Raw genomic sequence first — 26,734 nt, forward strand, 5'->3', positions numbered from 1 at the left:
GCGCCCTAGTAGGCCCGCATCACACAGAAATCGACGATATCGATCAGCGCCTTCTTGGCCGGGCTGTCGCGGAAAATTGCCAGCGAGTCCTTGGCCATGTTGCCATAATGGCGGGCACGTTCGATGGTGTCATTCAGTGTGCCGTGCTGGCTCAGAAGGTCGATGGCTTTTTCGAGATCACCCTCGGCCTGTTTGCGGCGCTCCATGGTGGATTTCCAGAATTTCTGCTCTTCTTCACTGCCGCGGCGGTAGGCCAGAATGGTGGGCAGGGTCACCTTGCCTTCGCGGAAGTCATCGCCGATTTCCTTGCCTAATGTCGCTTGCTTGGCAGAATAATCCAGCGCGTCATCCACCAGTTGGAAGGCGATGCCCAGATAGCGGCCGTAGGCTTCGAGCCCACTTTCAACCTCTGCGCCCTGTTCGGACACCACACCCACCACTTCACAGGCAGCGGCGAACAGCACGGCCGTCTTGGCGGTGATCACCTCCAGGTATTTTTCCTCTGACGTGGTCAGGTCATTGGCAGTGGTCAGCTGCAGAACTTCACCTTCAGTGATAACGGCAGCGGCATTTGCCAGAATCTTGAGGACGCGCAGCGAATCGCTTTCCACCATCAACTCAAATGACCGGCTGAAAAGGAAGTCACCCACCAAAACAGTCGGCTGGTTGCCCCAGATAAGATTGGCGGTTTTCTTGCCGCGCCGCATGTTGCTTTCGTCCACCACATCGTCATGCAGAAGCGTGGCGGTGTGGATAAATTCAACGGCGGCAGCGAGGCCGATATGGCGCTTGCCTTCATAGCCAACAAGCTTGGCCGAAGCCAAGGTCAGCATGGGACGCAGGCGTTTTCCGCCTGAGGAGATCAGGTGTCCGGCCAGCTCAGGAATGAGGGCCACGGGGCTGTCCATGCGCTTCAGGATGGTTTCGTTTACCAACTGCATGTCATCAGCGGTCATGGCCTGAAGGCGGTCGATTGCCTCCTTATCGGCGGCTGGTTGCTTGTGATCGCGCATATTTACAACGTTGCTGGACATTCGATCCCCGCTTTCATTTTTATATTTAGCGCGCGGACATTACTGCCTGACATCAGGGCTGGCAAGGATTTGCACGCATTTTAGGTCAATTGACCCCAGATAATTTCCACGTACAATTAAGCGTATCAAATAAACAAGTGGTGAACGAAACCCCGTGGACGATCAAGCCCGAGACAATAGCGCGCATCTCTTTCCCGCGATCCCACGCCTGGGTGAAGGGGAAACGGTCGATGATTTCCTTGGCGGCGCCGTAAAGCTGATCCAGCCCAAGTGCGGCTATCGTGTGTCGATGGACACCGTGATGCTGGCCGCCTGCGTGCCCGCCAAGGCTGGCGAGCGGGTGATTGAAGGCGGTGTTGGGTCTGCAGGCGCGGCCCTTTGCCTGGCGCGGCGGGTTCCCGGCGTGTCTGTTCATGGCATTGATATTCAGTCGGATATGCTTGATTTCGCGCGCCGCAACATCGCTTATAACGGCCTTGAGGGCAGGGTGACCGTTGATGAGGGCAGTATTACAGACCTCAAACAGGAAGATGAAGCTACCTATGATCATGTCATGGTCAATCCGCCCTATTTGGCGGACGGCAAGGGTATTCGGCCGCCGGCGGAAACCAAGGGACTTGCGCACATGGACCTCAGCGCTGGCGTGCGCGACTGGGTGAAATTCTGCATTCATCTGGTGCGCAACAAGGGCACGGTATCCATTATTTACCGGGCCGACCGGGTGGATGAAGTGATTGCCCACCTGCACCGGCGTGTGGGGGAGTTGAAGATCATGCCACTCTGGCCGCGCTACGGCTCTCCCGCCAAGCGGGTGATCATCCAGGGGCGCAAGGGCATGCACGGCACCGCCAGTATTCTGCCGGGGCTTGCCTTGCATGGCGAGGTGGAACGCTATACCCGTGAAGCCGAAGAAATTTTGCGTGATGGCGCGGCTCTTGACCTGAAAGCCTTTGCGCATCCGCGTCAAAGCCGTTAATCAGGGGCAGAATGATTATCCAAAGTAGCAACCATGGCTAACCGACTGTCCAAATTCTTCTATGAACTGCGTCGCCGCTTGTTCGGCGACCCACCCCCCGTTGTGGCAGTGGTACGGCTTTATGGCGTGATTGCCCCGGGCCAGCGCTTCAAGCAGAATCTGAACATGGCGTCCCTGGCTGAAACGCTTGAGCATGCTTTCACCATTCCGGGCTTGTCTGCTGTGGCGCTGCAGATTAACTCGCCCGGCGGATCACCTGTGCAGAGTGCACTGATTACCAAGCGCATCCGCGACCTTGCGCGCGAAAAAGATGTGCCAGTGCTTGCATTTGCTGAAGATGTTGCAGCATCAGGTGGTTACATGCTGGCGCTGGCGGGCGACGAGATCTACGCGAACGAGTCGTCGATCATCGGCAGTATTGGCGTGATCGCGAGCGGATTTGGCTTCGATAAGGCGATCGAGAAATTGGGCATTGATCGGCGCCTTTACACAGCAGGCGAGCGGAAAGCCATGCTGGACAGCTTCTCGCCAGAGAAGGAAGAAGATGTGGAACGCCTGAAGGAAATTCAGGAAGAGGTCCACGAACATTTCAAATCCCTGGTGCGCGAGCGCCGGGGCAAGCGCCTCAAGGGGCTACGTGGGCGCTTGTTTTCCGGGGATGTCTTTACGGGTGCCGACGCCGTCAAAATGGGTCTTGTGGACGGTTTGGGCGACGCACGTGAAGTTCTTCGGGACCGGTTCGGCAAAAAGGTGCGGCTGCGCCTGATTGGCGAACGCAAACCCCGCCTGGGGTCGATCCTTGGCCTTGGCCGCGGCAGCGACACCCAGCATACAAGCGGGATCGGCCAGATCGAAGATATGCCGCATGGGCTTTTGGCGGCGATCGAGGAACGGCTGTTTTGGAACCGTTTCGGGCTATAGGGCCCTAAAGTATACTTTACGGAGGAAGCGCTTTGACAAGCGAACAACACGAGACCCAGCTGAATGCCTACCGGGAAAGCATCGACAATATCGACGCGGCGTTGATTTTCATGCTGGCCGAACGCTTCAAGATCACCAAGGCGGTTGGTTTCTACAAGCGCGAGCATGACCTGCCGGCGGCTGACCCAGGGCGCGAGCAGAAGCAGATCGAACGGCTGCGTACGCTGGCGAATTCCGCCAACCTGGACCCGGAATTCAGCGAAAAATTCCTCCATTTCATCATACGGGAAGTGATCCAGCACCATGAGCGGATCAAAGAGAAAGGCGAGCTTTAGGGCATGACTGTTGACGGGCCGGACCAGCTTGAAAAGCTGAAGGAAATTGGCGCTATCTGCCGCGATGTGCTGGCTGCTATGGGCACAAGGGTAGTGCCCGGTGTGACCCCGCTTGAGCTGGACACCATGGCGGGCGAGATGCTGGCAGAGCGCGGCGCGACATCGGCGCCCAAGCTGGCCTATGATTTCCCCGGCTTCACCTGTATTTCCGTGGGTGACGCGGTCGCGCACGGCATTCCGAACGACATTCCGCTTCGGGAAGGCGACCTGGTCAATATCGATGTGTCGGCTGAGAAGGACGGCTTTTTTGCTGACACGGGCTCCAGCTTCGCGGTGGGCACCATCTCGCCTGACCTGCAGACCCTTCTGGATGCCACCAAGGCAGCGCAGCGGAAAGCCATGTTCGCGGCGCGTGCGGGCCAACCCCTGAACGCCATCGCCAAGGTGGTGGAGCGCGAAGCGGCCAAATATGGTTTCAAGATTATCGAGGGCCTCAATGGTCACGGTGTTGGTGGCTGGATTCATGAAGAGCCGACGGTGTCGAACATCTATTATCCGCGTGAGCGCGAGCGCTTGCACGAAGGGCAGGTGCTGACCATCGAGCCGTTCCTGGCAACCCACAGCGACCAATATTATGAGGACGAGGACGGCTGGACCCTCCGCCTGGCTGATGGCGGCTTCGGAGCCCAGTTCGAGCATACCTTTATCGTCACAAAAGGCGCGCCAATTATCCTGACAGCGTGAGCCTTGAAAATCTTTGCTACGCCAAGGGATTCTCTTGCTTGACCCCATGGGGTCCGCCCGTTAGTTTGCAGCGCAGCAATTCCGAGTAACAGATTCGATTTTTTAAAGCGGTCATTCATGACAGACTCTTCAAGCACTGCAAAACGCAATCCGGACGCCATGCCGTTCCAGAAAATGCTGCTGACGCTCCAGAATTACTGGGCCGATCAGGGCTGTGTCATCCTTCAGCCATATGACATGGAAATGGGCGCGGGTACATTTCACCCGGCGACCACCTTGAAGGCGCTTGGCCCAGAGCCATGGAAAGCCGCTTATGTGCAGCCCTGCCGCCGCCCGACCGATGGCCGGTACGGTGAAAACCCCATGCGGCTGCAGCATTATTACCAGTTTCAGGTGATCCTGAAGCCAAGCCCTGCGAACATGCAGGAACTTTATCTGGGCAGCCTGAAAGCGATCGGCATCGATGCCGAGCTGCATGACATCCGTTTTGTCGAGGACGACTGGGAAAGCCCAACCCTGGGCGCCTGGGGCCTTGGCTGGGAAGTTTGGTGCGACGGCATGGAAGTCAGCCAATATACCTACTTCCAGCAAGTGGGCGGCTTTGACTGCAAACCGGTTTCAGGTGAGTTGACCTACGGGCTGGAGCGCCTGGCCATGTTCGTGCAGGGCGTCGACAATGTGTATGACCTTGATTTCAACGGCGCCGGCGCAACATACGGCGACGTGTTCCTTGAAAACGAGCGCCAGCAGTCTGCCTACAATTTCGAGCACGCCGACACCGACAAGCTGTTCGCGGACTTCAAAAAGGCACAGGAGGAATGCGCCAAGCTTCTGGAAGCCGAGTTGCCGCTTCCGGCCTACGAGCAGTGCATCAAGTCTTCCCACACCTTCAACCTGCTGGACGCGCGCGGCGTCATTTCGGTAACGGAACGACAGGCCTATATCGGCCGTGTGCGGGATTTGGCGAAGGGCTGCTGTGAAGCCTGGATCAAGAAAAACGGCTGGGAGGTATAAGTCATGAGTGACCTTCTGATTGAACTCCTGTCCGAAGAAATTCCGGCGCGGATGCAGAAAAAAGCGTCTGACGACTTCAAGGAAATGATGACGACTGCGCTGAAGGAAGCGGGCCTTGTGTATGAGATCGCCGAAGCGTTCGCGACACCGCGCCGCCTTGCGCTGACCATCAGCGGCATCCCTGACAAAACACCTGATATTTCCGAAGAGCGCCGCGGCCCCCGCGTTGACGCGCCGGAAAAAGCGCTTGAAGGCTTCATGCGCGGCGCAGGCGTAACCCGTGACCAGCTTGAGGAACGCGAAGAAAAGAAAGGTACTTTCTTCTTCGCCATGATCGAAAAGCCGGGGCGCGCGACGACAGAAGTGATCGCCGAAGCGCTTGAAGCCACCGTACGCAATTTCCCATGGCCCAAGTCCCAGCGCTGGGGCGATGGCAGCCTCCGCTGGGTGCGCCCGCTGCAATCCATCCTGTGCCTGTTCGGCAGCAATGTGGTTGAACTGGACATCGACGGCATCAAAGCGGGGAACACCACGCGCGGTCACCGCTTCATGGCGCCGGACGCCTTTGAGGTGACAGACTTCGCTGACTACCGTACCAAGCTGCAGGACGCCAAAGTGGTGCTGGACCCAGCGATGCGCAAAGCCAAGATCGCTGAAGCCGCGAAGGCCCTTGCTGACAAGCAGGGCGTTGAATGGGTCGAAGACAAGGGGCTTCTGCAGGAAGTGGCGGGCCTCGTTGAATGGCCTGTGCCGCTTCTGGGCAGCTTTGACCCAAGCTTCATGGAAGTGCCGGAAGAAGTGCTGATCCTGACCATGAAGAAGGACCAGAAATATTTCGTTACCCGCGACAAGGAAACCGGCAAGCTGGCGCCGCACTTTATCACGGTGTCGAACCTTGAAGCAAAGGATGGCGGCGCGGCTGTCGCAACCGGCAATGGCCGGGTGATTGCCGCACGCCTCGCAGACGCAAAATTCTTCTGGGAACAGGACCTCAAGGGCAAGCTGGAGGACAATCTGCCGCAGCTCAAGGACATCGTGTTCCATATTGAACTGGGCCGCATGTCTGACCGTGTTGCGCGGATGAAAGCGCTGGCAGGCTTCCTGGCTGAATACATCGAAGGCTGTGACCCGGCAGAGGCAGAGCGCGCCGCAGAGCTTGCGAAAGCTGACCTGGTTTCCGGCATGGTTTACGAATTCCCTGAAGTGCAGGGCATCATGGGCCGCTATTATGCCAAGGCACAGGGCGAAAGCGATGCGGTGGCTGACGCCATCCGGGACCATTATGCGCCTGCGGGCCCATCGGATGATTGCCCTAGTGCACCGGTATCTGTTGCTGTGGCTCTGGCAGAAAAAATCGACACGCTTGTTGGTTTCTTCGCGATCGACAAACGTCCGACAGGCTCCAAGGACCCTTATGCGCTGCGCCGCGCAGCCTTGGGTGTCATTCGCCTGATCACAGAAAACGGTATCCGCTTGCCGCTTGAGCATGTGCTGGGCCTGGCTGCCAAGCCGCTCAAGCCGTATCTGGAACTGCACGCCGAAGGCGGTGAGGACGCAATCCTCAAGCATCTGGAAAGCATGTTCGAAGAGCATCTTCTGCCGTTCTTCGCTGACCGCTTGAAAGTGCAGCAGCGTGACCTTGGTGTGCGGCACGACCTGATCGACGCCGTGTTTGCCAAAGGCGATGATGACCTGGTGCGCATCCTGAACCGGGTTGCAGCCCTGTCGGCTTTCCTTGAAAGCGATGACGGGTCCAACCTGCTGGCGGGCTACAAGAGGGCCGCTAACATCCTGAAGATCGAAGAGAAGAAAGACGGCAAGTCCTATGACCAGGACGTTCATGAAGCCGCCCTCATTGATCCGGAAGAGGAAGCACTTGCTGTTGCCCTGACCCGCGCGGGCGCCGACGCGGAGCATGCGTTGGCCGCGGAAGATTTTGAAAAGGCGATGGCCGCTCTATCTACACTGAGAGCGCCAATCGATGCCTTCTTTGACAAGGTAACGGTGAACGCCGATGATGAGGCGCTGCGGGCCAACCGCCTTGCGCTTCTGAGCCAAATTCGAGCCGCGGTGAATACCGTGGCCGATTTCAGCCTGATCGAGGGCTGATCGTAAAATGGCCGGGCAACCAGATATAAAAACTGCCCGGCGCCCTTCTGAAATCTGCGTGCCTTTAAAGGGGACCCGGGCACGCGACAAAGGACTGTAGAGCATGACCAAATGGGTATACAGCTTTGGTGATGGCGCGGCTGAAGGCCGTGCAGATATGAAGAACCTCCTGGGCGGCAAGGGTGCAAACCTGGCCGAAATGGCCTCGCTGGGCCTGCCGGTGCCTCCGGGGCTGACGATTACCACAGAAGTCTGCACCTATTATTACGCCAACGGCCAGGAATATCCCGACACGCTTGAAAGCGAAGTCAACCAGGCCATCGCAGCAATTGAAAAAAGTGTTGGCGCCAAATTTGGCGACAAGGAAAACCCGCTTCTGGTGTCCGTGCGGTCTGGTGCACGGGTTTCCATGCCAGGGATGATGGACACGGTCCTGAACCTGGGCCTGAATGACGAAACGGTTGAAGGTCTGGCACGAAACAGCGGCAACCCCGGCTTTGCCTGGGACAGCTACCGCCGGTTTGTTCAGATGTATTCTGACGTGGTGCTCGGGGTTGATCACTATCACTTCGAAGAACTGATCGAGATCCACAAGGAAGAAAAGGGTGTCGATCTGGACACCGACCTTGACGCGGATGACTGGAAAGATCTGGCGCAGCAGTTCAAGGCCAAGACGGAAGAAGAGCTTGGCAAGCCGTTCCCGCAGGATGTGCGTGAGCAGCTTTGGGGCGCTATTGGTGCCGTTTTCTCAAGCTGGCAGATTGAGCGTGCGAAGGTATACCGCAAGCTGAACAATATCCCGGAAGACTGGGGCACGGCCGTAAATGTGCAGGCCATGGTGTTCGGTAACATGGGCGACACGTCAGCGACGGGTGTGGCCTTCACGCGGGACCCATCCACCGGCGAAAACGAATATTACGGCGAGTATCTCATCAACGCGCAGGGCGAAGATGTGGTGGCCGGTATCCGCACACCGCAGAACCTGACCAAGGCTGCCCGCGAAGCTGCTGGCGCCACGCTGCCGTCGATGGAAGAAAGCATGCCTGAAGTGTTCAAGGAGCTGGCGGACGTGTTCGACAAGCTCGAAAAACACTATAAGGACATGCAGGATATCGAGTTTACCGTTCAGCGCGGCAAACTGTGGATGCTGCAGACCCGCGCCGGCAAGCGGACCGCGAAAGCGGCCCTGAAGATCGCCGTTGAAATGGCGGCTGATGGCCTGATCGACGAGAAAACAGCCGTGCTGCGGGTTGAGCCCGCAGCCCTTGACCAACTGCTGCACCCAACGCTGGACCCGGATGCCCCGCGTGATGTGTTGACACGTGGCCTTCCGGCGTCGCCTGGCGCGGCCTCTGGCGAGGTGGTGTTTGACGCAGACCACGCCGAAGCAGCCGCCAAGGAAGGCAAAGCTGTGATCCTGTGCCGGGTTGAAACCAGCCCCGAGGACATTCACGGCATGCACGCTGCCAAAGGCATTCTGACCGCCCGCGGCGGTATGACCAGCCACGCGGCTGTTGTGGCCCGCGGCATGGGGCGGCCCTGTGTGTCTGGCGCTGGTCAGTTGCGCATCGACGGCAAGGCAGGTGTGATGTCCTGCGCGGGCCGTGAAGTCAAGGAAGGCGACATCATCACCATCGACGGCGCGTCGGGTGAGGTGATGATCGGAGAAGTGAAAACCCTGCAGCCTGAGCTCGCGGGCGATTTCGCCAAGCTGATGGAATGGGCCGACAGCTACCGCAAGCTGAAGGTTCGTACCAATGCCGATACACCGCATGACACCTCGACCGCCCGTGAGTTTGGCGCGGAAGGCATTGGCCTGTGCCGCACGGAGCATATGTTCTTTGAAGGCGAGCGCATCATTGCCGTGCGTGAGATGATCCTGGCGGATGATCTTGCGGGCCGGAAAGCCGCCCTTGAGAAACTGTTGCCGATGCAGCGCAGCGACTTTGAAGAAATCTTCAAGATTATGCGCGGCCTGCCGGTGACAATCCGCCTTCTGGACCCGCCGCTGCATGAATTCCTGCCGCGTGAGGAAGACGAATTCGAAGATGTGGCGAAAGCCATTGGCGCGGATGTGGACCATCTGAAACGCCGGGCGTCTGAACTGCATGAGTTTAACCCGATGCTGGGTCACCGGGGTTGTCGCCTCGGCATTACCTACCCGGAAATCTATGAGATGCAGGCGCGCGCCATCTTTGAAGCGGCGATCGCGGTTGAAAAGGAAACCGGCGAAACGGTCGTGCCTGAGATCATGATCCCGCTGGTGGCGACCCGCAAGGAACTGGGTATGCTCCGCCAGGTGGTGGATGCCGCGGCGAGCCTGGTGTTCAGCGAGCAAGACCACACCGTTGAATATCTGGTCGGTACCATGATCGAACTGCCGCGCGCTGCATTGCAGGCGGGCAAGATTGCCGTTGAAGCTGATTTCTTCTCGTTTGGTACCAACGACCTGACGCAAACCACCATCGGCATCAGCCGGGATGATGCAGCACGGTTCCTGGACGAGTATGTGAAGAAAGACATCTTCGCGCAGGACCCATTCGTTTCCATCGACCAGGAAGGCGTGGGCGAACTTGTGGAAATCGGCGCCGAGCGCGGCCGGTCTACCAAGCCTGACCTGAAGCTGGGCATCTGTGGTGAGCACGGCGGCGATCCGGCGTCGGTGGAGTTCTGCCACCGCACGGGGCTAGATTATGTGTCCTGCTCGCCGTACCGGGTGCCGATCGCAAGGCTGGCGGCCGCACAGGCAGCGCTGAAGGACTAGGTTTCAGAGGGCCTTCGGGCCCTCTTTGCATTTGGGGGAGCAATGTGGACGATCGGAAGCTTTCCAAGCTGGTCTATAGAGTGATCGGAACAATCATCCTGGGGTCGGTGGTACTTTACTTGGTGGACGAAGACGGCAAAATCGTGCGTTTCATTGGTGAAGTATTGCTGGGCCTTATAAGAGCAGTTTGATTTAAGAATTTTTCTTTGGTGGTTTTGAACCTACCTCAGTTTCAAGGGAGAAGGCCATGAACCACGCTGACATTATCGAGACCATCAAGGACCGCGGCTATTTCATTATTGAAAACCTGATGCCGCAGACAAAGCTGGATGCCTGCCGCGCGGTACTGGACCCGATATTTGACGGCCAGCGCACAGGGCGGAACCAGTTTGAAGGCTTCAAGACCCAGCGCATTTATTCGCTGCCCAAATACGGTCCGGCGCTGTGGCCTTTCTTTGATAATGAAGATGTCCTCAAGATCATCAAGCCGCTTCTGTGGGGTGACTGCCTGATCACGGCGGCGCTGGCGGCCAATGTGCTGCCTGGCGAACAGCCCCAAGCGTTCCATACAGACGACAGTTTCTATCCTATCCCCCGGCCTCGGCCCGCGTTCTCCGTTGGTGCCATCTGGGCGATGGATGATTTCACGGCTGAAAACGGCGCCACACAGCTGATCCCCTACAGCCACACCTGGGGCGACGATCAGAGGCCCGAAGGCGTGCTGGAAACCTATGACGCGTTTCAGATTCATGAAGCCGGACAGGCGGACGGCTGGGCATCGCCAAAAAACGCAGAGATCGTAACGGCGGAAATGCCGCGGGGATCGGTGCTGATATTCCTGGGGAACCTGTGGCACAGGGCAGGGGGCAATGTGACCGACCACGGCAGGCTTGGGCTGTTCCCGCAGTATTGCGCCACCTGGGCGCGCCAGCAGGAGAATTTCTTCCTGTCCATCCCGCGTGAGGATGTGGCGCAGATGCCCGAGAGTATGCAGGCGCTTCTGGGCTATCAGATACATCCCCCCTTCATGGGGCATGCTGGTGGCCGTCATCCAGCAAAGCTATTGGCTGACTAGTTGGCCAGTGCCAGCACGATGATCAGGATGGAGGCGACAGCGGCGCCCAGCACAAACAGATTGTGCCGCTCATGCGCCTTGTTCTTTTCCTGTGTGCGTTGTTTTTTGCTCTTGGTCATAGCCCTTCCCCGTTTGCCCAATGGCACCACAAGCGGGGAAAAAAGACAAGACTATTAGTGTGAGTGCGTCAATCTGTGCGGGTTAGCAGTTCCTGATGCCAGAGGCGCCAGTATTTGGCTTCCTGGCCGGGTGGCATCAGCCAGAAGGCGTTGGCGTTGGTGAATTCATCTGTTTGCCGAAGACTGGAGAGAATTTCATTGATGCGCGCAATCACCATGCGTCCTTGGGGCGTGTCATTGCAGACAATGCCGCCCATGCCAAACTCATTCTCATGTTCCAGGATCGGATAATAGCTGTAGTGGCCGCTGTTGCCTTCGGTCAGCTGATGAAATCGCAGCATGGCATAATAGTCGACAAAATAATCGAAGCGCCCGGCATCCATCATTTTGAACATGCTTTGGGTCAGGCTGGTGCGCCCGGACCAGCGAAACATATTCCCCGTGTTTGGATCATTCGCGAAAATGTCATTGAGCCAGCGGCTGTAGACACGGCCCGGCTGGAAGGCACCTCTGGCAGCTTTGTCTTCAATCAGTCTTTTGAAGTCGACTCGTCCCTGATCGGCGTGGGCCTGAATAACGGGCAACGCCTTCTCCTGGGCAATGATGCCATGATAGAAGAACAGGAACGTTGGGGCGCTGAAAACCAGGCCGTCTCTCTGGTCTGGACTCAGGTCAATGCCGCGGTAGGGCGCGGTTGCGAAGCAGGCCTCCATTGTCTTGATGACTGTGTAGATGCGGACATTCACAACGGATTGGACGGCATGATCGAATTCTTGCATGCGGGCCTGCAGCATGCGTTCGCCTGCCTGCGCATAGCCTTTACCTGCCCAGGGCCCCGAATTGATCCAGGCGGGCTGCCAATCAAGCTTTAGCCAAGTGATGGTGGGTTTGTTTTCAGCATGCGCGGGGACGGCGCTGACAATAAATGCCAGTAAAAGCCCAGTCACACCCCGGATCAGTCCAGTGCGCACGCAAAGTCCCCGTCTTGATTGTTACACGCAAAGACCAAGACTAGATTGCGGAGGTTAAAGAACTGCAAATGCAATAATTATAACAGGATCACCGGTTTGCCGTCGCATGTGAGCGTTGCGGCTTCGTGCTCCAGCCGGAAGTAGACGAGCGCAAATTCGCCGTTTGAGGTGCGAACGGTGCCCGCTGCCTTGCCCTCTGCTGTCTCAATGACAGCACCTTCTTCAGGCGCGCCGCCTTCAACGCGTACGGGGCGCAGCATTTTCTTCAGGTTGGTGCGGTGCTTCATGCGGGCGGTCAATTCCTGCCCGACATAACACCCCTTGGTGAAGGATACGCCGTTCAGCCGTTCGGCCGCCGTTTCCAGCCAGAAATATTTTTCAATTTCCATGTCGCGGCTGCCGTCCGGCACACCCAACCGCAGCCGGGCCTGTTCATAGGTGTCGCGCTCCAGGGCGGGGGCATCCGGCTTTTCTGCGGTTACAAGCCGCCAACCCAACATTGCGTCGCGAGGGTCAGGCACTGACACGCCGTTTGCGCTTGGCTGTTCCAGCGATACCCAGACACCGAGGTCGGTCTCGTCCGTGATTGTCACATCCGCCCGAAGCTTATACATCATCAGGCGCCGCATCAGGTCTGTCTTTCGTTCTGCCTCAATATCCAGCAGCAGGTCGTCGCCATCCGCCATGATGATCATGTCGTACATATATTTCCCTTGCGGGGTCAGCATGGCAGCGTACACGGCTCTGCCGGCCGTTACAGGCATCACGTCGTTGGTCACCAGCCCCTGCAGGAAACTGCGGGCATCCGGGCCCTTCAGACGAAGGATGGCGCGGTGATCGAGGTTCAACAGGGCGGCTGACATAAAATTCCTATCTGGTGCTGATATTCACGCTACACATAGCCACTTTATTGCGGCTTTCAAGTTGTAAGGCGCAGCGAAGCCCGTTACAACAGCCCTCACGTAGGTATGAAGTAAAAACAGGGATACACCAATGAACGCGCCCGCTTCCCAAACCCATGACGCAACCAAGGATCGCCTTGTTATTCGCCAGCCTGATGACTGGCATGTCCACCTGCGGGACGGTGCCATGCTGGAAACGGTGGCGGCCTACACGGCACGCCAGTTTGCCCGGGCGATCATCATGCCGAACCTGACGCCGCCTGTGACAACCGTGGCGGCCGCGGAAGCCTACCGGGACCGTATCCTGAAGGCGGTGCCTTCTGACCTTCAGTTCACGCCGTTGATGACATGCTACCTGACAGACAGCATCGATGCGGCTGAGGTTTCCAAGGGCTTCGCATCAGGTGTGTTTACCGCCTGCAAGCTCTATCCCGCGAACGCCACGACCAACTCCAGTCATGGCGTCAGCGATGTGAAAAACATCTATCCGGTGCTGGAAGAAATGCAGCGTATCGGTATGCCGCTTCTGGTGCACGGGGAAGTGACAGACAGCCATGTGGATATTTTTGATAGGGAAGCCGTGTTCATTGACCAGGTGATGAAGCAGGTCGTTGCCGATTTTCCGGGCCTGAAGGTGGTGTTTGAGCATATCACCACTGCTGATGCGGCAGCTTTTGTCATGGAAAGCGGCGATAATATCGGCGCAACCATTACGCCGCAGCATCTGGCGTACAACAGGAACGCCATGCTGGTGGGGGGGATCAAGCCGCATTTCTATTGCCTGCCGGTGATCAAGCGGGAGGAACACCGTCTGGCGCTCAGGAAGGCAGCGACATCCGGCTCAACAAAGTTCTTCCTCGGCACAGATAGTGCGCCTCACACCAAGGAGGCCAAGGAAACGGCCTGCGGCTGTGCCGGCGTATTCAACGCACCGTTTGCGATGGAAAGCTATGCCAAGACCTTCGCAGAAGAAGGCGCGCTGGATAAGCTTGAAGCCTTCGCGTCCGAAAATGGCCCGAAGTTTTATGGCTTGCCACTCAATGAGCGCCGTATCGTGCTTGAACGCGCACCAGTCACCGTACCGGAAAAGGTTGAAGGCGGGGGCAACGAGCTGGTGCCGTTCCTGGCCGGCGAAACGCTGGAATGGCGGTTCGCGGGATTTGAAGACGCCTGAATAAGTGCAGGTGGGGGGTAAATACTGGTGATTGGTGGGCTGGAATATGCTTTGTGGGGCGTGGGATTTGGCTTCGCGCTGTCCGCCCCCATCGGCCCTGTCAACATTATCTGTCTGCGCCGCAGTCTGTTTGGACGTGCGCGCGACGGGTTTGCAATCGGTACCGGTGCAGCCCTTGGCGATGCCTTTTATGCCGGGCTGGCAGCGCTCGGGCTCAACGCATTTCTTGCGATCATTGACAGTTATGACACACTGCTGCGCCTGGTTGGCGCCGCTATCATGCTTGTTTTTGCAGTGCGTATCTGGCGGGCCCATCCGCACCTGGACCGCGAACCCATGGAAGGCGGGGTCAAGCGCGGCATGTTGGGTGCTTTGGTTCTGACGCTGACGAACCCTGGTGTTTTCTTCGGTTTTCTGGGCATGTATGCCCTTGCCGGGATTGGAGACTTGGGGGCTGCCTCTGGGCATGCGTCGAGCGATGCCGTCATGCTGATTATGGGCGTGTTTCTGGGCAGTTGTTTCTGGTGGGGGCTGTTGGTGGGGATTGGCCGGTACCTGCGGGACAAGGTAAACGACAATCTGCTCACCATGATAAACCATGTGTCCGCGGCAATTATTGGGCTTTTTGCGCTTGGGGCCCTCGTCAGCCTCCTGCCGATTTGATCAATCATGACATTTTTGTGAAAATTCGGCGGAAATTTCACGTCGAAACAAGTATTTGAGCTATTTTGATTGCTTGATTGCGAAAGATTCGCGTTCTATAGTTGCCACGAACTTCAGGTGTCGCTTACCAGCTTTCTAATAGGGGGAGGCCGGGCGAGCGATGACACATGTATAAAACGCGGGGAACCCCCGCTCCGTTGGAGGGAGCAATAATGAAGTCCGAGCGCCTGGGCAAAAATATCGCCATCATTTCCGCGGCTGCACTGATTCTGGCAGCCTGTTCATCCACCCCTGGACCAGAGACGGATACATCCTCCACGGATACGTCGACTGACCAAACGCAGACAGATACAGGCCAGCCGAGCCAGCCTGATATGGGCCAGGTTACGCAAGATACGTTGGACCCAATCGAGGTGCAAGGTCAGGAAGGCCTGACGGCTTACGCTGGCGACCGTGTTTTCTTCGAGTATGACAGCTCTGAGATTACGGCAGAAGCGCGCGCAACTCTGTCGAAGCAAGCGGCATGGTTGGGACGTCACCCACGTGTACGCATCACGATTGAAGGTCACTGTGATGAGCGCGGTACCCGCGAATATAACCTCGCGCTGGGCGAGCGTCGTGCAAGCGCTGTCAAAAATTATCTGATCGCCCTTGGCGTTCCGGCTTCCCGCATGAACACCATCAGCTACGGCAAGGAACGTCCTGCTGTTGTTGGTAACGGTGAAAGCACCTGGAGCCAGAACCGTCGCGGTGTGCTCCGCGTCCAGTAAGCCTTAGGCGCACTCAGGACAAGTGGCCCCGTGCCCGGATTGCCGGTGCGGGGCCGTTTTTTTATCGGCCGCCCCTTTGGTGGGGTGCGGCGCAGCCATTATCGGGCCGCATTTAACAACTATACCTGTACTCGCTCCAGTTCTGAGCGGGCCTGTCAGTTAAGGAGAACCAGGATATGATCTGGCGTGTTGTTGCCATCTGTATTCTCACTTTGTCTGTAACCATTGAGGTCGAAGCCCAAAGTCGTGCGGAGCTGGCGCTCAAGGTTGAGCGGCTGGAACGCGAAATGATCGCCCTTGAAAATCGGCTGCGTGGCGGGGCTGCGACCAGCTCTGCTACCGGCGCATCAGCTGGTGCGCAGGGTAGTCTTGATGACAGGACGCTGTTGGCGGATCTAGCAGCCAAGATCGGAACGGTAGAGCGCCAGATGCGCGCCATGACCGGCCGTATGGAAGAGCTTGAGCATAAGCAACGGCAGTTGGACGAGGCGCTGGACCTGCTGCGCCGCGAATTGCAACTGCAGCAACAGGAAGCCGCCGACTATCGCGCCAGCCAGGCGGCACAGCCAAATTCCCAGCCGGTGACGGCACCCGCCGACACAGCACCTGCCGCCAAGGTCGATGAAGCACCCAAGGAGCCGGAAATTTCATTGCCTGAAGGAGAGCCTTCGGATCAATATCAATATGCATTTGGCTTCATCCAGAAAAATGACCTCGATAGCGGGTTCAAGGCCATGGATATGTTCCTCAAGGCGCATCCCGATGATTCCCTCGCGGGCAATGCTAAATTTTGGTTGGGGCGTATTCACCTGCTGAAAGGGCGCCTGCCGCAGGCAGCACAGCAGTTGCTGGCGCTGATTGAGGAACATCCCAATCACGGCAAACGCGCAGACGCGCTTCTGGATCTGGCGGATGTATTGATTGGCCTTGGCAGCAAGCCGGACGCCTGCAACGCCTTGGCGGAATTTCGCCGTAGCGCAGATAACGCATCAGACCGCCTGAAAGCTCGGGCCGAGCGGACGGCTGCCGAAGCCGGCTGCGCGACCTAGCGACAACCAGACAGGCGGATGCTTTGGCACAGCGGCTAACATCAACAGACCTGAAAGAGGCGCTCAGCGCCTGTGGGGTGCCCGATGGCGCCCCACTTGCTGTTGCAGTATCCGGTGGGCCTGACAGCCTGTGTCTTGTTCTGCTGGCATCTGAAATTGCCAATGTCGTCTGCCTGACAGTTGATCATGGACTGCGGCCTGAATCCGCAGCAGAGTCGGCAACCTTGGAAAAGCTGATGGCAGATAAAGGCATTCCCTGCCATAGGTTGGTCTGGCAAGGCAAGAAACCTGAAGCCAACATCCAGGCCGAGGCACGGATTGCTCGTTACCACTTGATGAACGATTGGTGCGTAGCAAACGGGGTTGGGTACCTGCTGACGGCCCACCACCAGGATGACCAGGCCGAGACACTGCTGCTTCGCTTGGCGCGGGGCAGCGGCGTATACGGCCTCGCCGCGATGCCGCCGACATCAAACATGCCGGGCACAGACGGGCGGATCACATTGGTGAGGCCGCTCCTCGGGGTTCCGAAGAAACAGCTCATGGCTACGCTTGAAGCCATGAAGGTTGGCTGGCTTGAAGATCCCAGCAACAAGGCCATGCAGTTTGACCGGGTAAAAGTGCGCTTGTTTCTGGAGAACCCGCCCCTTGAAGGGCTGCGGGCTGACCGCCTGGCTGCAACGGCGGGGCGCCTCAGGCGTACCCGGGACGCACTCGAATATTATGAAAACCGTTGGCTTACGGAGAACGTAGAATATCGGCATGACGGTACGCTGATGTTCGACCCTGCCGCGTTCGATTCGGTGCCTGAAGAAATTATGCTGCGGGCTATTGCCAGCATGTGTCGGACAGTCAGCGGTGAACGCTATGTGCCCAGAATGGAGAAGTTGGAGCGCGCCGCTGATGCGATGCGCGCACCGGTTTTTTCAGGGCTAACACTTTATGGTGTCCAGTTTATTCCTGTGTCGGGCACGCAAGTTCTGGCAACGCGGGAGCTGCGCGCAGCGCAGGGGCGAGTGCCCGTGGCAGAGGGCGGCAGCTGGGATAACCGTTTTGATATTTCAGCCAAGGGTGATATTGCAGGGCTGGAAATTGGGCCCCTTGGGCAAGAGGGGTGGAACAGGGCGCTGAAAGCGTGGCCGGATATCAGGCAAACAACCCTGCCGCTTGCGGCTCGGATCGTGTTGCCGGCGGTGTTCGACGGAGAAGATCCGTTGGCAGTTCCACACCTGGAAGTAGCCTTGGGCCGTGGAAATGCGGTAAGCTTGTCGCTTAAATCCCACGGTTGGCCGAAAAAGTAGCTTTATTGGCCGGTTCCCCCTTGCATGGAGGGTGGCCACGCTTATCTCTTGGGTAAGCATTTTTAAAGGAAGAATGCAGGATAAATGCATCTGACGCAGTCGCCGCCATAGGGGCGACATATGAAAGGCAGTTATAGTGAATGGTTTTATGAGAAACGCGCTGGTCTGGGGATTGATCATCCTTCTGCTGGTGACGCTTTACAATCTGTTTCAAGGCAATGCCCCGAAGGCGCCTGAGCTTGCCTATAGTGAGTTCGTGCAAGCGATAGAACAGGGCCGTGTGGACCGCGTTGAAAAGCAGGAACAGGATATCGTCGGCACCTATAAGGGGTCAGGCGAGAAATTTACCGTCACTGCACCTTTCATGATTGACGATAGCCTCTTGAGGCTCGCGATCGACAACGGCGTGACCTACAGGGAAATCAAACGTGAGGAAAATGGCCTCCTGAACGCGATGATCGGTTGGTTGCCGTTCATCCTGCTGATCGGGGTATGGATTTTCTTCATGCGACAGATGCAGGGCCGGTCCGGCGGTGGCGGGGCCATGGGCTTCGGCAAAAGCCGTGCACGCCTGCTGACGGAAAAACAAGGCCGGGTGACGTTTGAAGACGTGGCGGGTATTGAAGAAGCCAAGGAAGAGCTCGAGGAAATCGTGGACTTCCTGAAAGACCCGCAAAAGTTCCAGCGTCTGGGCGGCAAAATCCCGAAAGGTGCACTGCTCGTAGGCCCTCCTGGTACGGGTAAGACGCTTCTGGCGCGTGCTATTGCAGGCGAGGCAAATGTACCCTTCTTCACGATTTCGGGTTCTGATTTCGTTGAGATGTTCGTGGGCGTGGGTGCAAGCCGCGTGCGCGACATGTTCGAACAGGCCAAGAAAAACGCGCCTTGCATCATCTTCATTGACGAGATCGACGCTGTCGGTCGTCATCGGGGCGCGGGCCTTGGCGGCGGTAACGACGAGCGCGAGCAGACCCTGAACCAGCTCCTTGTTGAGATGGACGGCTTTGAAGCCAACGAGGGCATCATCATCCTGGCTGCGACCAACCGTCCAGACGTGCTGGACCCTGCGCTGCTGCGTCCGGGCCGCTTTGACCGTCAGGTTGTGGTGCCAAATCCGGATATCGATGGCCGCGAGAAAATCCTTGGCGTGCATATCAAGAAGGTGCCACTGGCACCTGACGTGGATATCAATGTGATTGCGCGCGGCACTCCCGGTTTCTCAGGCGCTGACCTGATGAACCTGGTGAACGAAGCTGCACTTCTGGCAGCCCGCCGCGGCAAGAAAATTGTCGCGATGCAGGAATTCGAGGACGCCAAAGACAAGGTGATGATGGGTTCAGAGCGTCGCTCCATGGTCATGACTGATGACGAGAAAAAGCTGACAGCCTTCCACGAAGGCGGCCACGCTCTCGTCACGTTGCACTGTAAAGCGTCTGACCCGATCCATAAGGCAACTATCATCCCGCGCGGTCGTGCTTTGGGTATGGTGATGCGCCTGCCGGAGCGGGACGAATACTCCCAGAGCCGCGAGAAGATGCACGACAATCTGGCGATTGCCATGGGTGGTCGTGTGGCTGAGGAAATCGTTTTCGGTCACGACAAAGTCACCAGCGGCGCGTCAAGCGACATCCAGTATGCGACCAAGCTGGCCCGGGCCATGGTGACCCAGTGGGGAATGTCAGACAAGCTTGGTCCGTTGCAGTATGCTGCCAACGAACAGGAAGTGTTCCTTGGGCACTCTGTAGCGCAGCAGCAGAATGTATCAGAAGCAACAGCGCAGATGATTGATGAAGAGATCAAGCGGTTCGTTGGTGAAGCCAATGATCGGGCCAAGAAGATCCTGACCGATCATCGTGATCATTTGGATATCATCGCCAATGCGCTTCTTGAATATGAGACGCTGTCTGGTGACGAGATCAAGAAGCTGATTGCTGGTGAAAAGATACGGACCGAACCAAAGAAGCCCAGCGGCAGGTCTGACGTGCCACCAGCGTCGCCTTCGGCTGTGCCAAGCGCCGGTATTGATCACGGCGAACCGCAGCCTGAAGGCTAACGGCCGGTGACGGTTGAGGCTTTAGAAAAATTGACCGACGGGGCGAGAGCATATCTCGTGCCCGTCGGTGCCGTTTGGGGGACCCTCCATGGGTTCAGTTCCGGTATTCCCGGGCTGTCTTTCCCGTCCTTCAGGCTGATCGTACGGGAAGGCGCCAAAATACAATTGGACCATACGGTACCAGCCGATAGCCTGGCGTCAGCGCTTGCGCCACTTCCTGAGGCCGTGCGCTCGCTGGCGGAAGCCCAGCTTGAACGCTATGCCGCACCGCGCCCACCCATGGCGCTGCCCGGCCGGGATGCACCGCTTGGATTCAGCCGTCCCCTGGTGATGGGAGTTCTCAATGTCACACCGGACAGCTTTTCTGACGGCGGCAAATTCCTGGACACGGACGCGGCCATAAGGCGCGCGCGCCAGATGCGGGCTGAAGGCGCCGACATTATCGATATTGGCGGCGAAAGCACGCGTCCTGGCGCAACCCCGGTATGGGAAGGCGAGGAGGCTGAGCGGATCGTGCCTGTGATCGAAGCGCTGGCAGCTGACGGCATCCCGTTGTCTGTCGATACGCGGCACTCCACCGTGATGACAAAGGCAGTGGATGCGGGCGCCCACATCATCAATGATGTATCGGCCCTGACGTATGACGGCGACAGCATGTCAGCAGCCGTGGCGACGGACGCACCGATCATCCTGATGCATTCCCAGGGCACCCCGAAGACCATGCAGGACGCGCCGGACTATGACAATGTGGTGCTGGACGTATACGACTATCTTGAAGACAGGATTGAGGCGTGTACCGCTGCTGGAATTGACCGCAGCCGATTGATCGTTGATCCGGGTATCGGATTTGGTAAGCGTGTGGTGCAGGATAACTTGGCCCTGATGAACGGCCTGGCCTTCTTCCACTCGCTGGGATGCCCGGTTCTGTTGGGGGCTTCACGCAAGCGCTTCATTGGGGCGATCACGGGCGTCGAGGAGGCGGCTGAACGCATGCCGGGCTCGCTTGCCGCTGTGCTGAAAGGTGTTGAACAGGGCGTCCAGATCGTGCGGGTGCACGACGTGGTGGAAACGGTTCAGGCGGTCAGGCTCTCGCAGGCCATGCATGATGCGGCCATGATGGGGGCAGGGGGATAACGCCTGACTAAATCGCCTTCCGAGTGGACGCTTGGGGCCGAACTGGTTACAATTGCCTTCAATTTTAAAATTCCATTCATTTGACTATTAGGGACTTGGGTATGAGCCGGAAATATTTTGGCACAGATGGCATGCGGGGTGAGGTCAACCAAGGCTTCATGACGCCCGATGTTGCGATGAAGGTGGGCCTGGCTGCAGGCCGGGTGTTTCGCCGTGGGGACCATGTGCACCGGGTGGTGATCGGCAAGGATACCAGGCGATCCGGCTATATGTATGAGCCAGCGCTGGCGGCTGGTTTCACCGCCGCCGGGATGGATGTGATCATGGTTGGTCCCATGCCAACCCCCGCGATTGCCATGTTGGTGAAAAGCTTGCGCGCGGACCTGGGTGTCATGATTTCCGCCAGCCATAACCCACACCAGGATAACGGCATTAAATTCTTCGGCCCTGATGGTTTCAAACTGTCGGATGAAACCGAGTTGGAAATTGAAGCACTGGTAGACAATGGTTTCCACAAGTCTTTGGTGCCTTCCGAAAAGCTGGGCCGGGCAACCCGCCTTGAGGACGCCCGCGGGCGCTATGTGGAATTTGCCAAAGCAACGGTTCCCAACGGGGTGACCTTCGACGGGCTGAAGGTGGTGGTGGATTGCGCCCACGGCGCGGCCTACCGAGTGGCCCCGATGGTGCTGTGGGAGTTGGGTGCAGATGTGATTTCAATTGGCGTTGACCCGAATGGCTTCAACATCAACAAGGAATGTGGTTCGACCCACCCTGATGCAATGTGCCAACGGGTGGTAGCTGAAGGCGCAGATCTTGGCATCGCATTGGACGGTGACGCAGACCGCCTGATCCTGTGCGACGAGACCGGTGCCATAGTGGACGGTGACCAGATCATGGCGCTCATCACACGCAATTGGCACAAGCGGGGCGTTTTGAAGGGCGGTGGGCTTGTGAGTACCGTTATGTCCAACTTGGGGCTCGAGCGCTTGCTGGAGGGCGAAGGCCTGACGCTGGAACGCACCAAGGTGGGTGACCGCTATGTGGTGGAGCGTATGCGCGAAAAAGGCTTTAACGTGGGCGGCGAACAAAGCGGCCATATTGTGTTGAGTGATTTTGCCACTACAGGAGACGGCCTGATTGCTGCCCTGCAGGTGATGACGGAAATTAAGCAATCTGACCATAAAGCCTCTGAAGCTTGCCGCCAGTTCCAACGTGTGCCGCAGCTGTTGAAGAATGTCCGCTTCAAGGGCGGCGATCCGCTTGCAACTGGCCCGGTCAAGGCCTCTATAGCTGCCGCAGAAGCCGACCTGAACGGTACCGGGCGGTTGGTGATCCGTAAGTCGGGCACCGAACCGGTAATTCGCGTAATGGCGGAAGGTGATGACGAAGCCGTTGTGAACCGGGTGGTGGACCAGATTTGTGCCGAGATCGAAGCAAGCGCTTAACAGGAAGGCCAGACATCATGGAGCAGAGACCAAAGCAGATGGGCCGGGTACTGATTGTTGCCGGATCAGACAGCTCCGGTGGTGCAGGCCTGCAGGCTGACATCAAAACGGTAACCATGCTGGGGCAGTATGCCGCAACAGCCGTGACGGCTGTGACCACGCAAAGCACTAAGGGCGTGACAGACGTAGAGGCCATGGCGCCGGGTATTGTGGCCTCGCAGATGCGGGCTGTGCTGTCCGACATCGGCGCGGATGTAATCAAGACCGGTATGTTGCACGACAAAGCAGTGATTGAGACCGTGCTGGCTGTGATTGATGACGTGGCCTTTGATGGCGACCTGGTTGTTGACCCCGTGATGGTGGCGACAAGTGGTAGTATGCTGTTGCAGAAGGACGCTGTTGCATCGCTCAAGACACTGATTGCCCATGCTAGCCTTGTCACACCCAACGCCAATGAAGCGGAAGTGCTGACCGGCCGACTGATCAATACGGTGGACGACATGATCGCGGCTGCGAATGATATTCTGGATACAGGTGCAGAGGCTGTCCTGATCAAGGGCGGGCATCTTGAAGGCGCAACTTCGACGGATGTTCTGGTGAGTGCGAAAGGCGAATGCCGCATTACAAGTGATCGCATCGACACCACAAATACCCACGGTACTGGCTGCACGCTCGCAAGCGCTGTTGCCGCGCTTTTGTCCGCAGGGCTGACCCTGGAAGCCGCTTTTGAAAAAGCTCACACCTTCGTCCATATGGCTATCAAGGCCGCGCCTGGCTTTGGCGGTGGTCATGGCCCGCTTGGGCACGCACGCGTACGTCTGGATATTGACTGATGGACCTGTTCTACCGGACGCGTGGCGACGGACCACCTCTTGTGATGTTGCATGGCCTTTTCGGGTCAGGGGACAACTTGGGCGGCTTGGCCCGCGCGATGGAAAATGAGTTCCGCATGGTGATGGTGGACCACCGTAACCATGGCCGCAGCCCCCATGTACCCACCAACAGCTATGGCGAAATGGCCGAAGATATTCTTGACGTGATGGACCGTGAAGGCATCGATAAGGCGCACGTTTTTGGCCATTCCATGGGCGGCAAGGTGGCCATGCAAATGGCGCTGCTTGCGCCGGACCGGGTGGACCGCATGGTGGTAGGGGATATCTCGCCTGTTGCCTATAGCCACCACCATGACACCATTCTTGAAGGTATGGGGAAAGTGGCAGATGCTGCCCCGCAAGACAGGGCCGGGGCCGAGGCCATTTTGACCTCTTATGTTCAGGAACCTGACGTGCTCAGTTTCCTGCTGACCAACTGGCGACGTGGGAATGATGGCACCTGGCGCTGGCGCCTGAATATTGATGCCATTCGCGATGACTACGGTTCAATCAGCGCAGCTGTTGAAGGGGACCCGGTGGATACGCCAGTTCTGTTCCTGCGAGGCGGCGACTCCGATTATGTGACGGCCGAGCATCGGGACACGATCCTGAAACTTTTCCCTAATGCCACTGTGCGCACAGTGGAAGGCACGGGACACTGGCTTCATGCAGAAAAACCTGATCTGGTGGCGCGTGTGATAACACGTTTTTTGAAAGATGAACTTTAAACAGGAACTGGGTGTGAAACGTCTGAAGGCAGTAATTCTCGGCGGTATTTTGGGGGCAGCTCTTTTGGGTGGCATGGCTGGCGCACAGGCTGCCGGCCTGATCCCGGACTTTGAAAAAGAGTTCCTGAACGAGGTGGAAACCAACAAGGTGCCCGGTGCGGCTTACGCGATTATCAAGGGTGGTCGCGTAGTGGCCGTGAAGGTGTATGGCACGCGTGCGGTGGACGCTGATTTGCCGGTCACCAGCCAGACAGTGTTCCGCCTTGCGTCTGTCTCGAAGACGTTCGCGGCAGACCTTGCGGCAATTCTGGCGAAAGAGGGCAAGCTTGACCTTGAGACACCCGTGACAAAGTTCGTGCCCGCACTTGAATTCAAATCAAATGGGTTTGCCAACAAGGTAAAGCTGAAGCATCTTTTGAGCCACAGCGCCGGCATCACCCCAAATGCCTATGACAATATGCTCGAGGATGGCTGGGCACTTGATAAGATTGTTCCCCGGTTTGACCGGATCGAGCCCATGTGCCAGCCGGGGGATTGTTACGGCTATCAGAACATCCTGTTTAGCTTGATTGAGCCGGCCATTGAGCAGGCGACAGGTAAAAGCTATCCGTCGCTGGTGGAAAGCAGACTTCTGAAGCCGCTTGGCATGCAGCATGCCTCGCTAGGGCTGGAGGCATACCTTTCCACAGCGAACCGGGCCGAACCCCATATTTTCACGCGCCGGAACGGTTGGATCAGGGTGATGGTGGATAGGAATTATTACCGGGTGGCGCCAGCCGCCGGTGTGAATGCCAGCATCGAAGATCTGGCTAAATGGGTTGTGGCCCAGATGGGGTATAACGACGCGGTGTTGCCGACACCTGTCCTTGAAATGGTGACAGAGAAACGCGTGGATACATCGCGTGAACTCAGGCGCCGCGGTTGGCGTGGCAAACTGACAGACGCACATTATGGTTTCGGCTGGCGCATCTATGCCGTTGATGGCCATGATGTTGTGCTGCATGCAGGAGGTGTGAAGGGGTTCAGGACATTCGTATCCTACTCAAAAGACCTGGACCTTGGCTTTGCTATCATGGCGAATGCGCAGACCAGTGCGGTTGAGCGTCTATCTTCCCGCTTCTGGGTGGCAGCGCTTGATGAATTTGAGACTTCGACGAGTCGTTAGTCATGACAAAGTCGGTTCACCTTGTTCCCCACAGCACCAGCTGGAAGGCTGCTTTTGATGAACAGGTGCCGGTAATTCGGCATGCGCTGGGGAACAATGCCGTGTGCATTGCCCACATAGGTAGCACGGCAATTCCAGGGATCTTGGCCAAGCCCATTATCGATATTCTTGTTGAAGTGGCTGATATTGATGCTGTTGACGAAGCAACGCCTGCAATGCTTGAGGCCGGGTTTGAAGCCAAAGGCGAATACGGCATACCGGGACGTCGCTATTTCCGCCTAACGGACGGAGAAGGGCGCCGTACCCACCATGTTCACGTGTTTGAAAAAGGAAGTCATCATGCTGTGCGGCATGTCGCCTTCCGTGATTTCATGCGGGCACATCCGGAAATGGCTCAGGCCTATTCAGACCTGAAGGCCAACCTGGCTGAAATGCCTGGCCCGGCCTATCAGGACGCCAAAAGCGCATTCGTTGAAGAAATACAGGTGATCGCGCTTAAATGGGTGGAAGTCCTGGAAAGGTAAATTGGAGTTGATTCAGGACGGAGCTTTTTAGTATTCTGAGGTGCTAGCCAGGAGAATGTTATGACTAGCACTTTACCCAGCCAGCATGTTGCTTTCATTGAGAAAGCACGTGAATTTTTTTCCAATGACCATAGATTTGAAGCCCTGTTAGGCGGTGGCTCCCTTGTGCATGGAGGCTTTGACGAGCATTCTGACCTCGACTTGGTCATTATTGTCAAAGAAGAGTTTTATCCGGAAGTGATGGAGAGTCGAAGGGCTCTCGCAGAATCTGTTGATGTCCTTGTGTCCGCGTTTACGGGCGAGCATGTGGGCGAACCCCGGCTTTTGATATGTCTCTATCAAAACGCTCTTCTCCATGTGGATATGAAGTTTGTGACCGTGTCCGACCTGGATGCCAGGATTGAAATACCAGCCGTTCTGTGGGCGCGTAACATGGACCTTATTCAGCAAAAACTGGATGCAGCCATTATTGAATGGCCTAACCAGTCGCCGCAATGGTTCGAAGACCGGGCTTGGATTTGGTTGCACTACGCAATAACGAAGGCGATGCGATGCGAGTTTTATGAAGCGATCGGCATGCTTTCATTCTTTCGAGATCAAGTGTTGGGGCCAATGATTCACCGTCGCCATGGGCAAAACCAACGTGGCGTTCGGCGTATCGAAGAAATTGGAGGCGCTATGCTTGCCGCCACAGTCCCCGCTTGTTGCGCGAAGTCTGTGAGGAGTGCCATTCATGCCTCAATGGAGCTGTATCTGGAGCTGAGAGAGGACCAGGTGCCGGAAAAAATAACTAACGGCATGCCGGAAGGCCTGTGTGACCTGTACCCCTTACATGCGGTATAATAACTGGGTGTGACGTCGGGGCGGCCAGTTTCCTTGGCTGCCCCACTAT

General features: G+C 57.3%; 26 protein-coding genes. 22 read left to right on the plus strand and 4 right to left on the minus strand.

Features of this window, described 5'->3' with window-relative positions; all coding sequences use genetic code 11:
* Positions 1 to 5: 5 nt before the first annotated feature.
* A complete protein-coding gene (locus tag KORLAC_RS07175) occupies positions 6 to 1,034 on the minus strand; it encodes a polyprenyl synthetase family protein (protein ID WP_068304923.1) in 1,029 nt (342 codons plus the stop codon).
* A gap of 154 nt (positions 1,035 to 1,188) precedes the next feature.
* Between KORLAC_RS07175 and KORLAC_RS07180 the strand changes: the two genes are divergently transcribed.
* From KORLAC_RS07180 to KORLAC_RS07215, 9 genes are all read left to right on the plus strand, one after another.
* Entirely contained in the window at positions 1,189 to 2,010 is an 822-nt protein-coding gene (locus KORLAC_RS07180; RefSeq protein WP_068304925.1) for a tRNA1(Val) (adenine(37)-N6)-methyltransferase, read from the plus strand.
* A 33-nt stretch (positions 2,011 to 2,043) separates the two neighbouring features.
* Positions 2,044 to 2,931 (plus strand): S49 family peptidase, encoded by an 888-nt coding sequence (locus KORLAC_RS07185; protein WP_068304927.1) that lies wholly within the window; start codon positions 2,044 to 2,046, stop codon positions 2,929 to 2,931.
* A gap of 32 nt (positions 2,932 to 2,963) precedes the next feature.
* The gene (locus KORLAC_RS07190; RefSeq protein ID WP_074519494.1) at positions 2,964 to 3,266 is read left to right on the plus strand and encodes a chorismate mutase; all 303 of its coding nucleotides are present in this window, start codon (positions 2,964 to 2,966) and stop codon (positions 3,264 to 3,266) included.
* Positions 3,267 to 3,269: 3 nt separating this feature from the next.
* Positions 3,270 to 4,010 carry a type I methionyl aminopeptidase gene (gene map / locus KORLAC_RS07195; protein WP_068304929.1) on the plus strand — a complete coding sequence of 247 codons (741 nt, stop codon included), beginning with the start codon at positions 3,270 to 3,272 and terminating at the stop codon, positions 4,008 to 4,010.
* Positions 4,011 to 4,127: 117 nt separating this feature from the next.
* On the plus strand, positions 4,128 to 5,024 hold the full coding sequence (locus KORLAC_RS07200; protein ID WP_175445661.1) for a glycine--tRNA ligase subunit alpha: 897 nt from the start codon (positions 4,128 to 4,130) through the stop codon (positions 5,022 to 5,024).
* A 3-nt stretch (positions 5,025 to 5,027) separates the two neighbouring features.
* On the plus strand, positions 5,028 to 7,133 hold the full coding sequence (gene glyS / locus KORLAC_RS07205; RefSeq protein ID WP_068304932.1) for a glycine--tRNA ligase subunit beta: 2,106 nt from the start codon (positions 5,028 to 5,030) through the stop codon (positions 7,131 to 7,133).
* A 103-nt stretch (positions 7,134 to 7,236) separates the two neighbouring features.
* On the plus strand, positions 7,237 to 9,897 hold the full coding sequence (gene ppdK, locus KORLAC_RS07210; protein WP_068304933.1) for a pyruvate, phosphate dikinase: 2,661 nt from the start codon (positions 7,237 to 7,239) through the stop codon (positions 9,895 to 9,897).
* A 44-nt stretch (positions 9,898 to 9,941) separates the two neighbouring features.
* Positions 9,942 to 10,088 carry a hypothetical protein gene (locus KORLAC_RS18875; RefSeq protein WP_160328610.1) on the plus strand — a complete coding sequence of 49 codons (147 nt, stop codon included), beginning with the start codon at positions 9,942 to 9,944 and terminating at the stop codon, positions 10,086 to 10,088.
* 56 nt (positions 10,089 to 10,144) lie between these two features.
* The gene (locus tag KORLAC_RS07215; RefSeq protein WP_068304935.1) at positions 10,145 to 10,972 is read left to right on the plus strand and encodes a phytanoyl-CoA dioxygenase family protein; all 828 of its coding nucleotides are present in this window, start codon (positions 10,145 to 10,147) and stop codon (positions 10,970 to 10,972) included.
* On the opposite strand, the gene KORLAC_RS19160 is transcribed toward KORLAC_RS07215, so the two are convergent.
* The 3 genes from KORLAC_RS19160 to ygfZ form a co-directional block, all read right to left on the minus strand.
* On the minus strand, positions 10,969 to 11,091 hold the full coding sequence (locus tag KORLAC_RS19160) for a hypothetical protein (protein ID WP_277620377.1): 123 nt from the start codon (positions 11,089 to 11,091) through the stop codon (positions 10,969 to 10,971). The genes KORLAC_RS07215 and KORLAC_RS19160 overlap by 4 nt on opposite strands.
* Before the next feature lie 68 nt (positions 11,092 to 11,159).
* Positions 11,160 to 12,062, minus strand: a complete 903-nt coding sequence (locus KORLAC_RS07220; protein ID WP_068304937.1) for a hypothetical protein — start codon at positions 12,060 to 12,062, stop codon at positions 11,160 to 11,162.
* Between the two features lie 77 nt (positions 12,063 to 12,139).
* On the minus strand, positions 12,140 to 12,925 hold the full coding sequence (ygfZ, locus tag KORLAC_RS07225) for a CAF17-like 4Fe-4S cluster assembly/insertion protein YgfZ (RefSeq protein WP_068304939.1): 786 nt from the start codon (positions 12,923 to 12,925) through the stop codon (positions 12,140 to 12,142).
* 130 nt (positions 12,926 to 13,055) lie between these two features.
* Between ygfZ and pyrC the strand changes: the two genes are divergently transcribed.
* The 13 genes from pyrC to KORLAC_RS07290 all read left to right on the plus strand — a co-directional run bounded on the left by pyrC (position 13,056) and on the right by KORLAC_RS07290 (position 26,685).
* Positions 13,056 to 14,138 carry a dihydroorotase gene (gene pyrC / locus KORLAC_RS07230; protein ID WP_068304940.1) on the plus strand — a complete coding sequence of 361 codons (1,083 nt, stop codon included), beginning with the start codon at positions 13,056 to 13,058 and terminating at the stop codon, positions 14,136 to 14,138.
* 27 nt (positions 14,139 to 14,165) lie between these two features.
* Positions 14,166 to 14,801, plus strand: a complete 636-nt coding sequence (locus KORLAC_RS07235) for a LysE family translocator (RefSeq protein ID WP_068304942.1) — start codon at positions 14,166 to 14,168, stop codon at positions 14,799 to 14,801.
* A gap of 212 nt (positions 14,802 to 15,013) precedes the next feature.
* On the plus strand, positions 15,014 to 15,571 hold the full coding sequence (gene pal, locus KORLAC_RS07240) for a peptidoglycan-associated lipoprotein Pal (protein WP_068304944.1): 558 nt from the start codon (positions 15,014 to 15,016) through the stop codon (positions 15,569 to 15,571).
* Positions 15,572 to 15,747: 176 nt separating this feature from the next.
* Positions 15,748 to 16,620 (plus strand): tetratricopeptide repeat protein, encoded by an 873-nt coding sequence (locus KORLAC_RS07245; RefSeq protein ID WP_068304946.1) that lies wholly within the window; start codon positions 15,748 to 15,750, stop codon positions 16,618 to 16,620.
* Between the two features lie 23 nt (positions 16,621 to 16,643).
* Positions 16,644 to 17,921: a tRNA lysidine(34) synthetase TilS gene (gene tilS, locus KORLAC_RS07250; RefSeq protein ID WP_068304948.1), complete on the plus strand. Its 1,278-nt coding sequence runs from the start codon at positions 16,644 to 16,646 to the stop codon at positions 17,919 to 17,921.
* A gap of 148 nt (positions 17,922 to 18,069) precedes the next feature.
* Positions 18,070 to 19,974, plus strand: a complete 1,905-nt coding sequence (gene ftsH / locus KORLAC_RS07255; protein ID WP_175445660.1) for an ATP-dependent zinc metalloprotease FtsH — start codon at positions 18,070 to 18,072, stop codon at positions 19,972 to 19,974.
* A gap of 57 nt (positions 19,975 to 20,031) precedes the next feature.
* Complete coding sequence (folP, locus tag KORLAC_RS07260; protein ID WP_241493379.1) at positions 20,032 to 21,108, plus strand: dihydropteroate synthase; 1,077 nt, start codon at positions 20,032 to 20,034, stop codon at positions 21,106 to 21,108.
* A 101-nt stretch (positions 21,109 to 21,209) separates the two neighbouring features.
* A complete protein-coding gene (glmM, locus tag KORLAC_RS07265; RefSeq protein WP_068304951.1) occupies positions 21,210 to 22,553 on the plus strand; it encodes a phosphoglucosamine mutase in 1,344 nt (447 codons plus the stop codon).
* Positions 22,554 to 22,570: 17 nt separating this feature from the next.
* Positions 22,571 to 23,386, plus strand: a complete 816-nt coding sequence (gene thiD / locus KORLAC_RS07270; RefSeq protein WP_068304952.1) for a bifunctional hydroxymethylpyrimidine kinase/phosphomethylpyrimidine kinase — start codon at positions 22,571 to 22,573, stop codon at positions 23,384 to 23,386.
* Positions 23,386 to 24,153, plus strand: coding sequence for an alpha/beta fold hydrolase (locus KORLAC_RS07275; protein ID WP_068304954.1), 768 nt, complete (start codon positions 23,386 to 23,388; stop codon positions 24,151 to 24,153). The genes thiD and KORLAC_RS07275 overlap by 1 nt, the downstream gene beginning before the upstream one ends.
* A 13-nt stretch (positions 24,154 to 24,166) precedes the next feature.
* On the plus strand, positions 24,167 to 25,318 hold the full coding sequence (locus KORLAC_RS07280; RefSeq protein WP_068304956.1) for a serine hydrolase domain-containing protein: 1,152 nt from the start codon (positions 24,167 to 24,169) through the stop codon (positions 25,316 to 25,318).
* Positions 25,319 to 25,320: 2 nt separating this feature from the next.
* The gene (locus tag KORLAC_RS07285; RefSeq protein ID WP_068304957.1) at positions 25,321 to 25,842 is read left to right on the plus strand and encodes a GrpB family protein; all 522 of its coding nucleotides are present in this window, start codon (positions 25,321 to 25,323) and stop codon (positions 25,840 to 25,842) included.
* A 60-nt stretch (positions 25,843 to 25,902) separates the two neighbouring features.
* Entirely contained in the window at positions 25,903 to 26,685 is a 783-nt protein-coding gene (locus KORLAC_RS07290) for a nucleotidyltransferase domain-containing protein (RefSeq protein ID WP_068304958.1), read from the plus strand.
* Positions 26,686 to 26,734: the final 49 nt, after the last annotated feature.

This window comes from Kordiimonas lacus (genome assembly GCF_001550055.1).
In the GTDB taxonomy this organism is placed as follows: Bacteria; Pseudomonadota; Alphaproteobacteria; order Sphingomonadales; family Kordiimonadaceae; genus Kordiimonas; species Kordiimonas lacus.

Coding starts and splice junctions, on each gene's coding strand:
- KORLAC_RS07175 (WP_068304923.1), bottom strand. CDS start 1,034: ATGTCCAGCAACGTTGTAAATATGCGCGATCACAAGCAACCAGCCGCC.
- KORLAC_RS07185 (WP_068304927.1), top strand. CDS start 2,044: ATGGCTAACCGACTGTCCAAATTCTTCTATGAACTGCGTCGCCGCTTG.
- map (WP_068304929.1), top strand. CDS start 3,270: ATGACTGTTGACGGGCCGGACCAGCTTGAAAAGCTGAAGGAAATTGGC.
- KORLAC_RS07200 (WP_175445661.1), top strand. CDS start 4,128: ATGACAGACTCTTCAAGCACTGCAAAACGCAATCCGGACGCCATGCCG.
- glyS (WP_068304932.1), top strand. CDS start 5,028: ATGAGTGACCTTCTGATTGAACTCCTGTCCGAAGAAATTCCGGCGCGG.
- ppdK (WP_068304933.1), top strand. CDS start 7,237: ATGACCAAATGGGTATACAGCTTTGGTGATGGCGCGGCTGAAGGCCGT.
- KORLAC_RS07215 (WP_068304935.1), top strand. CDS start 10,145: ATGAACCACGCTGACATTATCGAGACCATCAAGGACCGCGGCTATTTC.
- KORLAC_RS19160 (WP_277620377.1), bottom strand. CDS start 11,091: ATGACCAAGAGCAAAAAACAACGCACACAGGAAAAGAACAAGGCGCAT.
- ygfZ (WP_068304939.1), bottom strand. CDS start 12,925: ATGTCAGCCGCCCTGTTGAACCTCGATCACCGCGCCATCCTTCGTCTG.
- pyrC (WP_068304940.1), top strand. CDS start 13,056: ATGAACGCGCCCGCTTCCCAAACCCATGACGCAACCAAGGATCGCCTT.
- pal (WP_068304944.1), top strand. CDS start 15,014: ATGAAGTCCGAGCGCCTGGGCAAAAATATCGCCATCATTTCCGCGGCT.
- KORLAC_RS07245 (WP_068304946.1), top strand. CDS start 15,748: ATGATCTGGCGTGTTGTTGCCATCTGTATTCTCACTTTGTCTGTAACC.
- ftsH (WP_175445660.1), top strand. CDS start 18,070: ATGAGAAACGCGCTGGTCTGGGGATTGATCATCCTTCTGCTGGTGACG.
- glmM (WP_068304951.1), top strand. CDS start 21,210: ATGAGCCGGAAATATTTTGGCACAGATGGCATGCGGGGTGAGGTCAAC.
- thiD (WP_068304952.1), top strand. CDS start 22,571: ATGGAGCAGAGACCAAAGCAGATGGGCCGGGTACTGATTGTTGCCGGA.
- KORLAC_RS07275 (WP_068304954.1), top strand. CDS start 23,386: ATGGACCTGTTCTACCGGACGCGTGGCGACGGACCACCTCTTGTGATG.
- KORLAC_RS07285 (WP_068304957.1), top strand. CDS start 25,321: ATGACAAAGTCGGTTCACCTTGTTCCCCACAGCACCAGCTGGAAGGCT.
- KORLAC_RS07290 (WP_068304958.1), top strand. CDS start 25,903: ATGACTAGCACTTTACCCAGCCAGCATGTTGCTTTCATTGAGAAAGCA.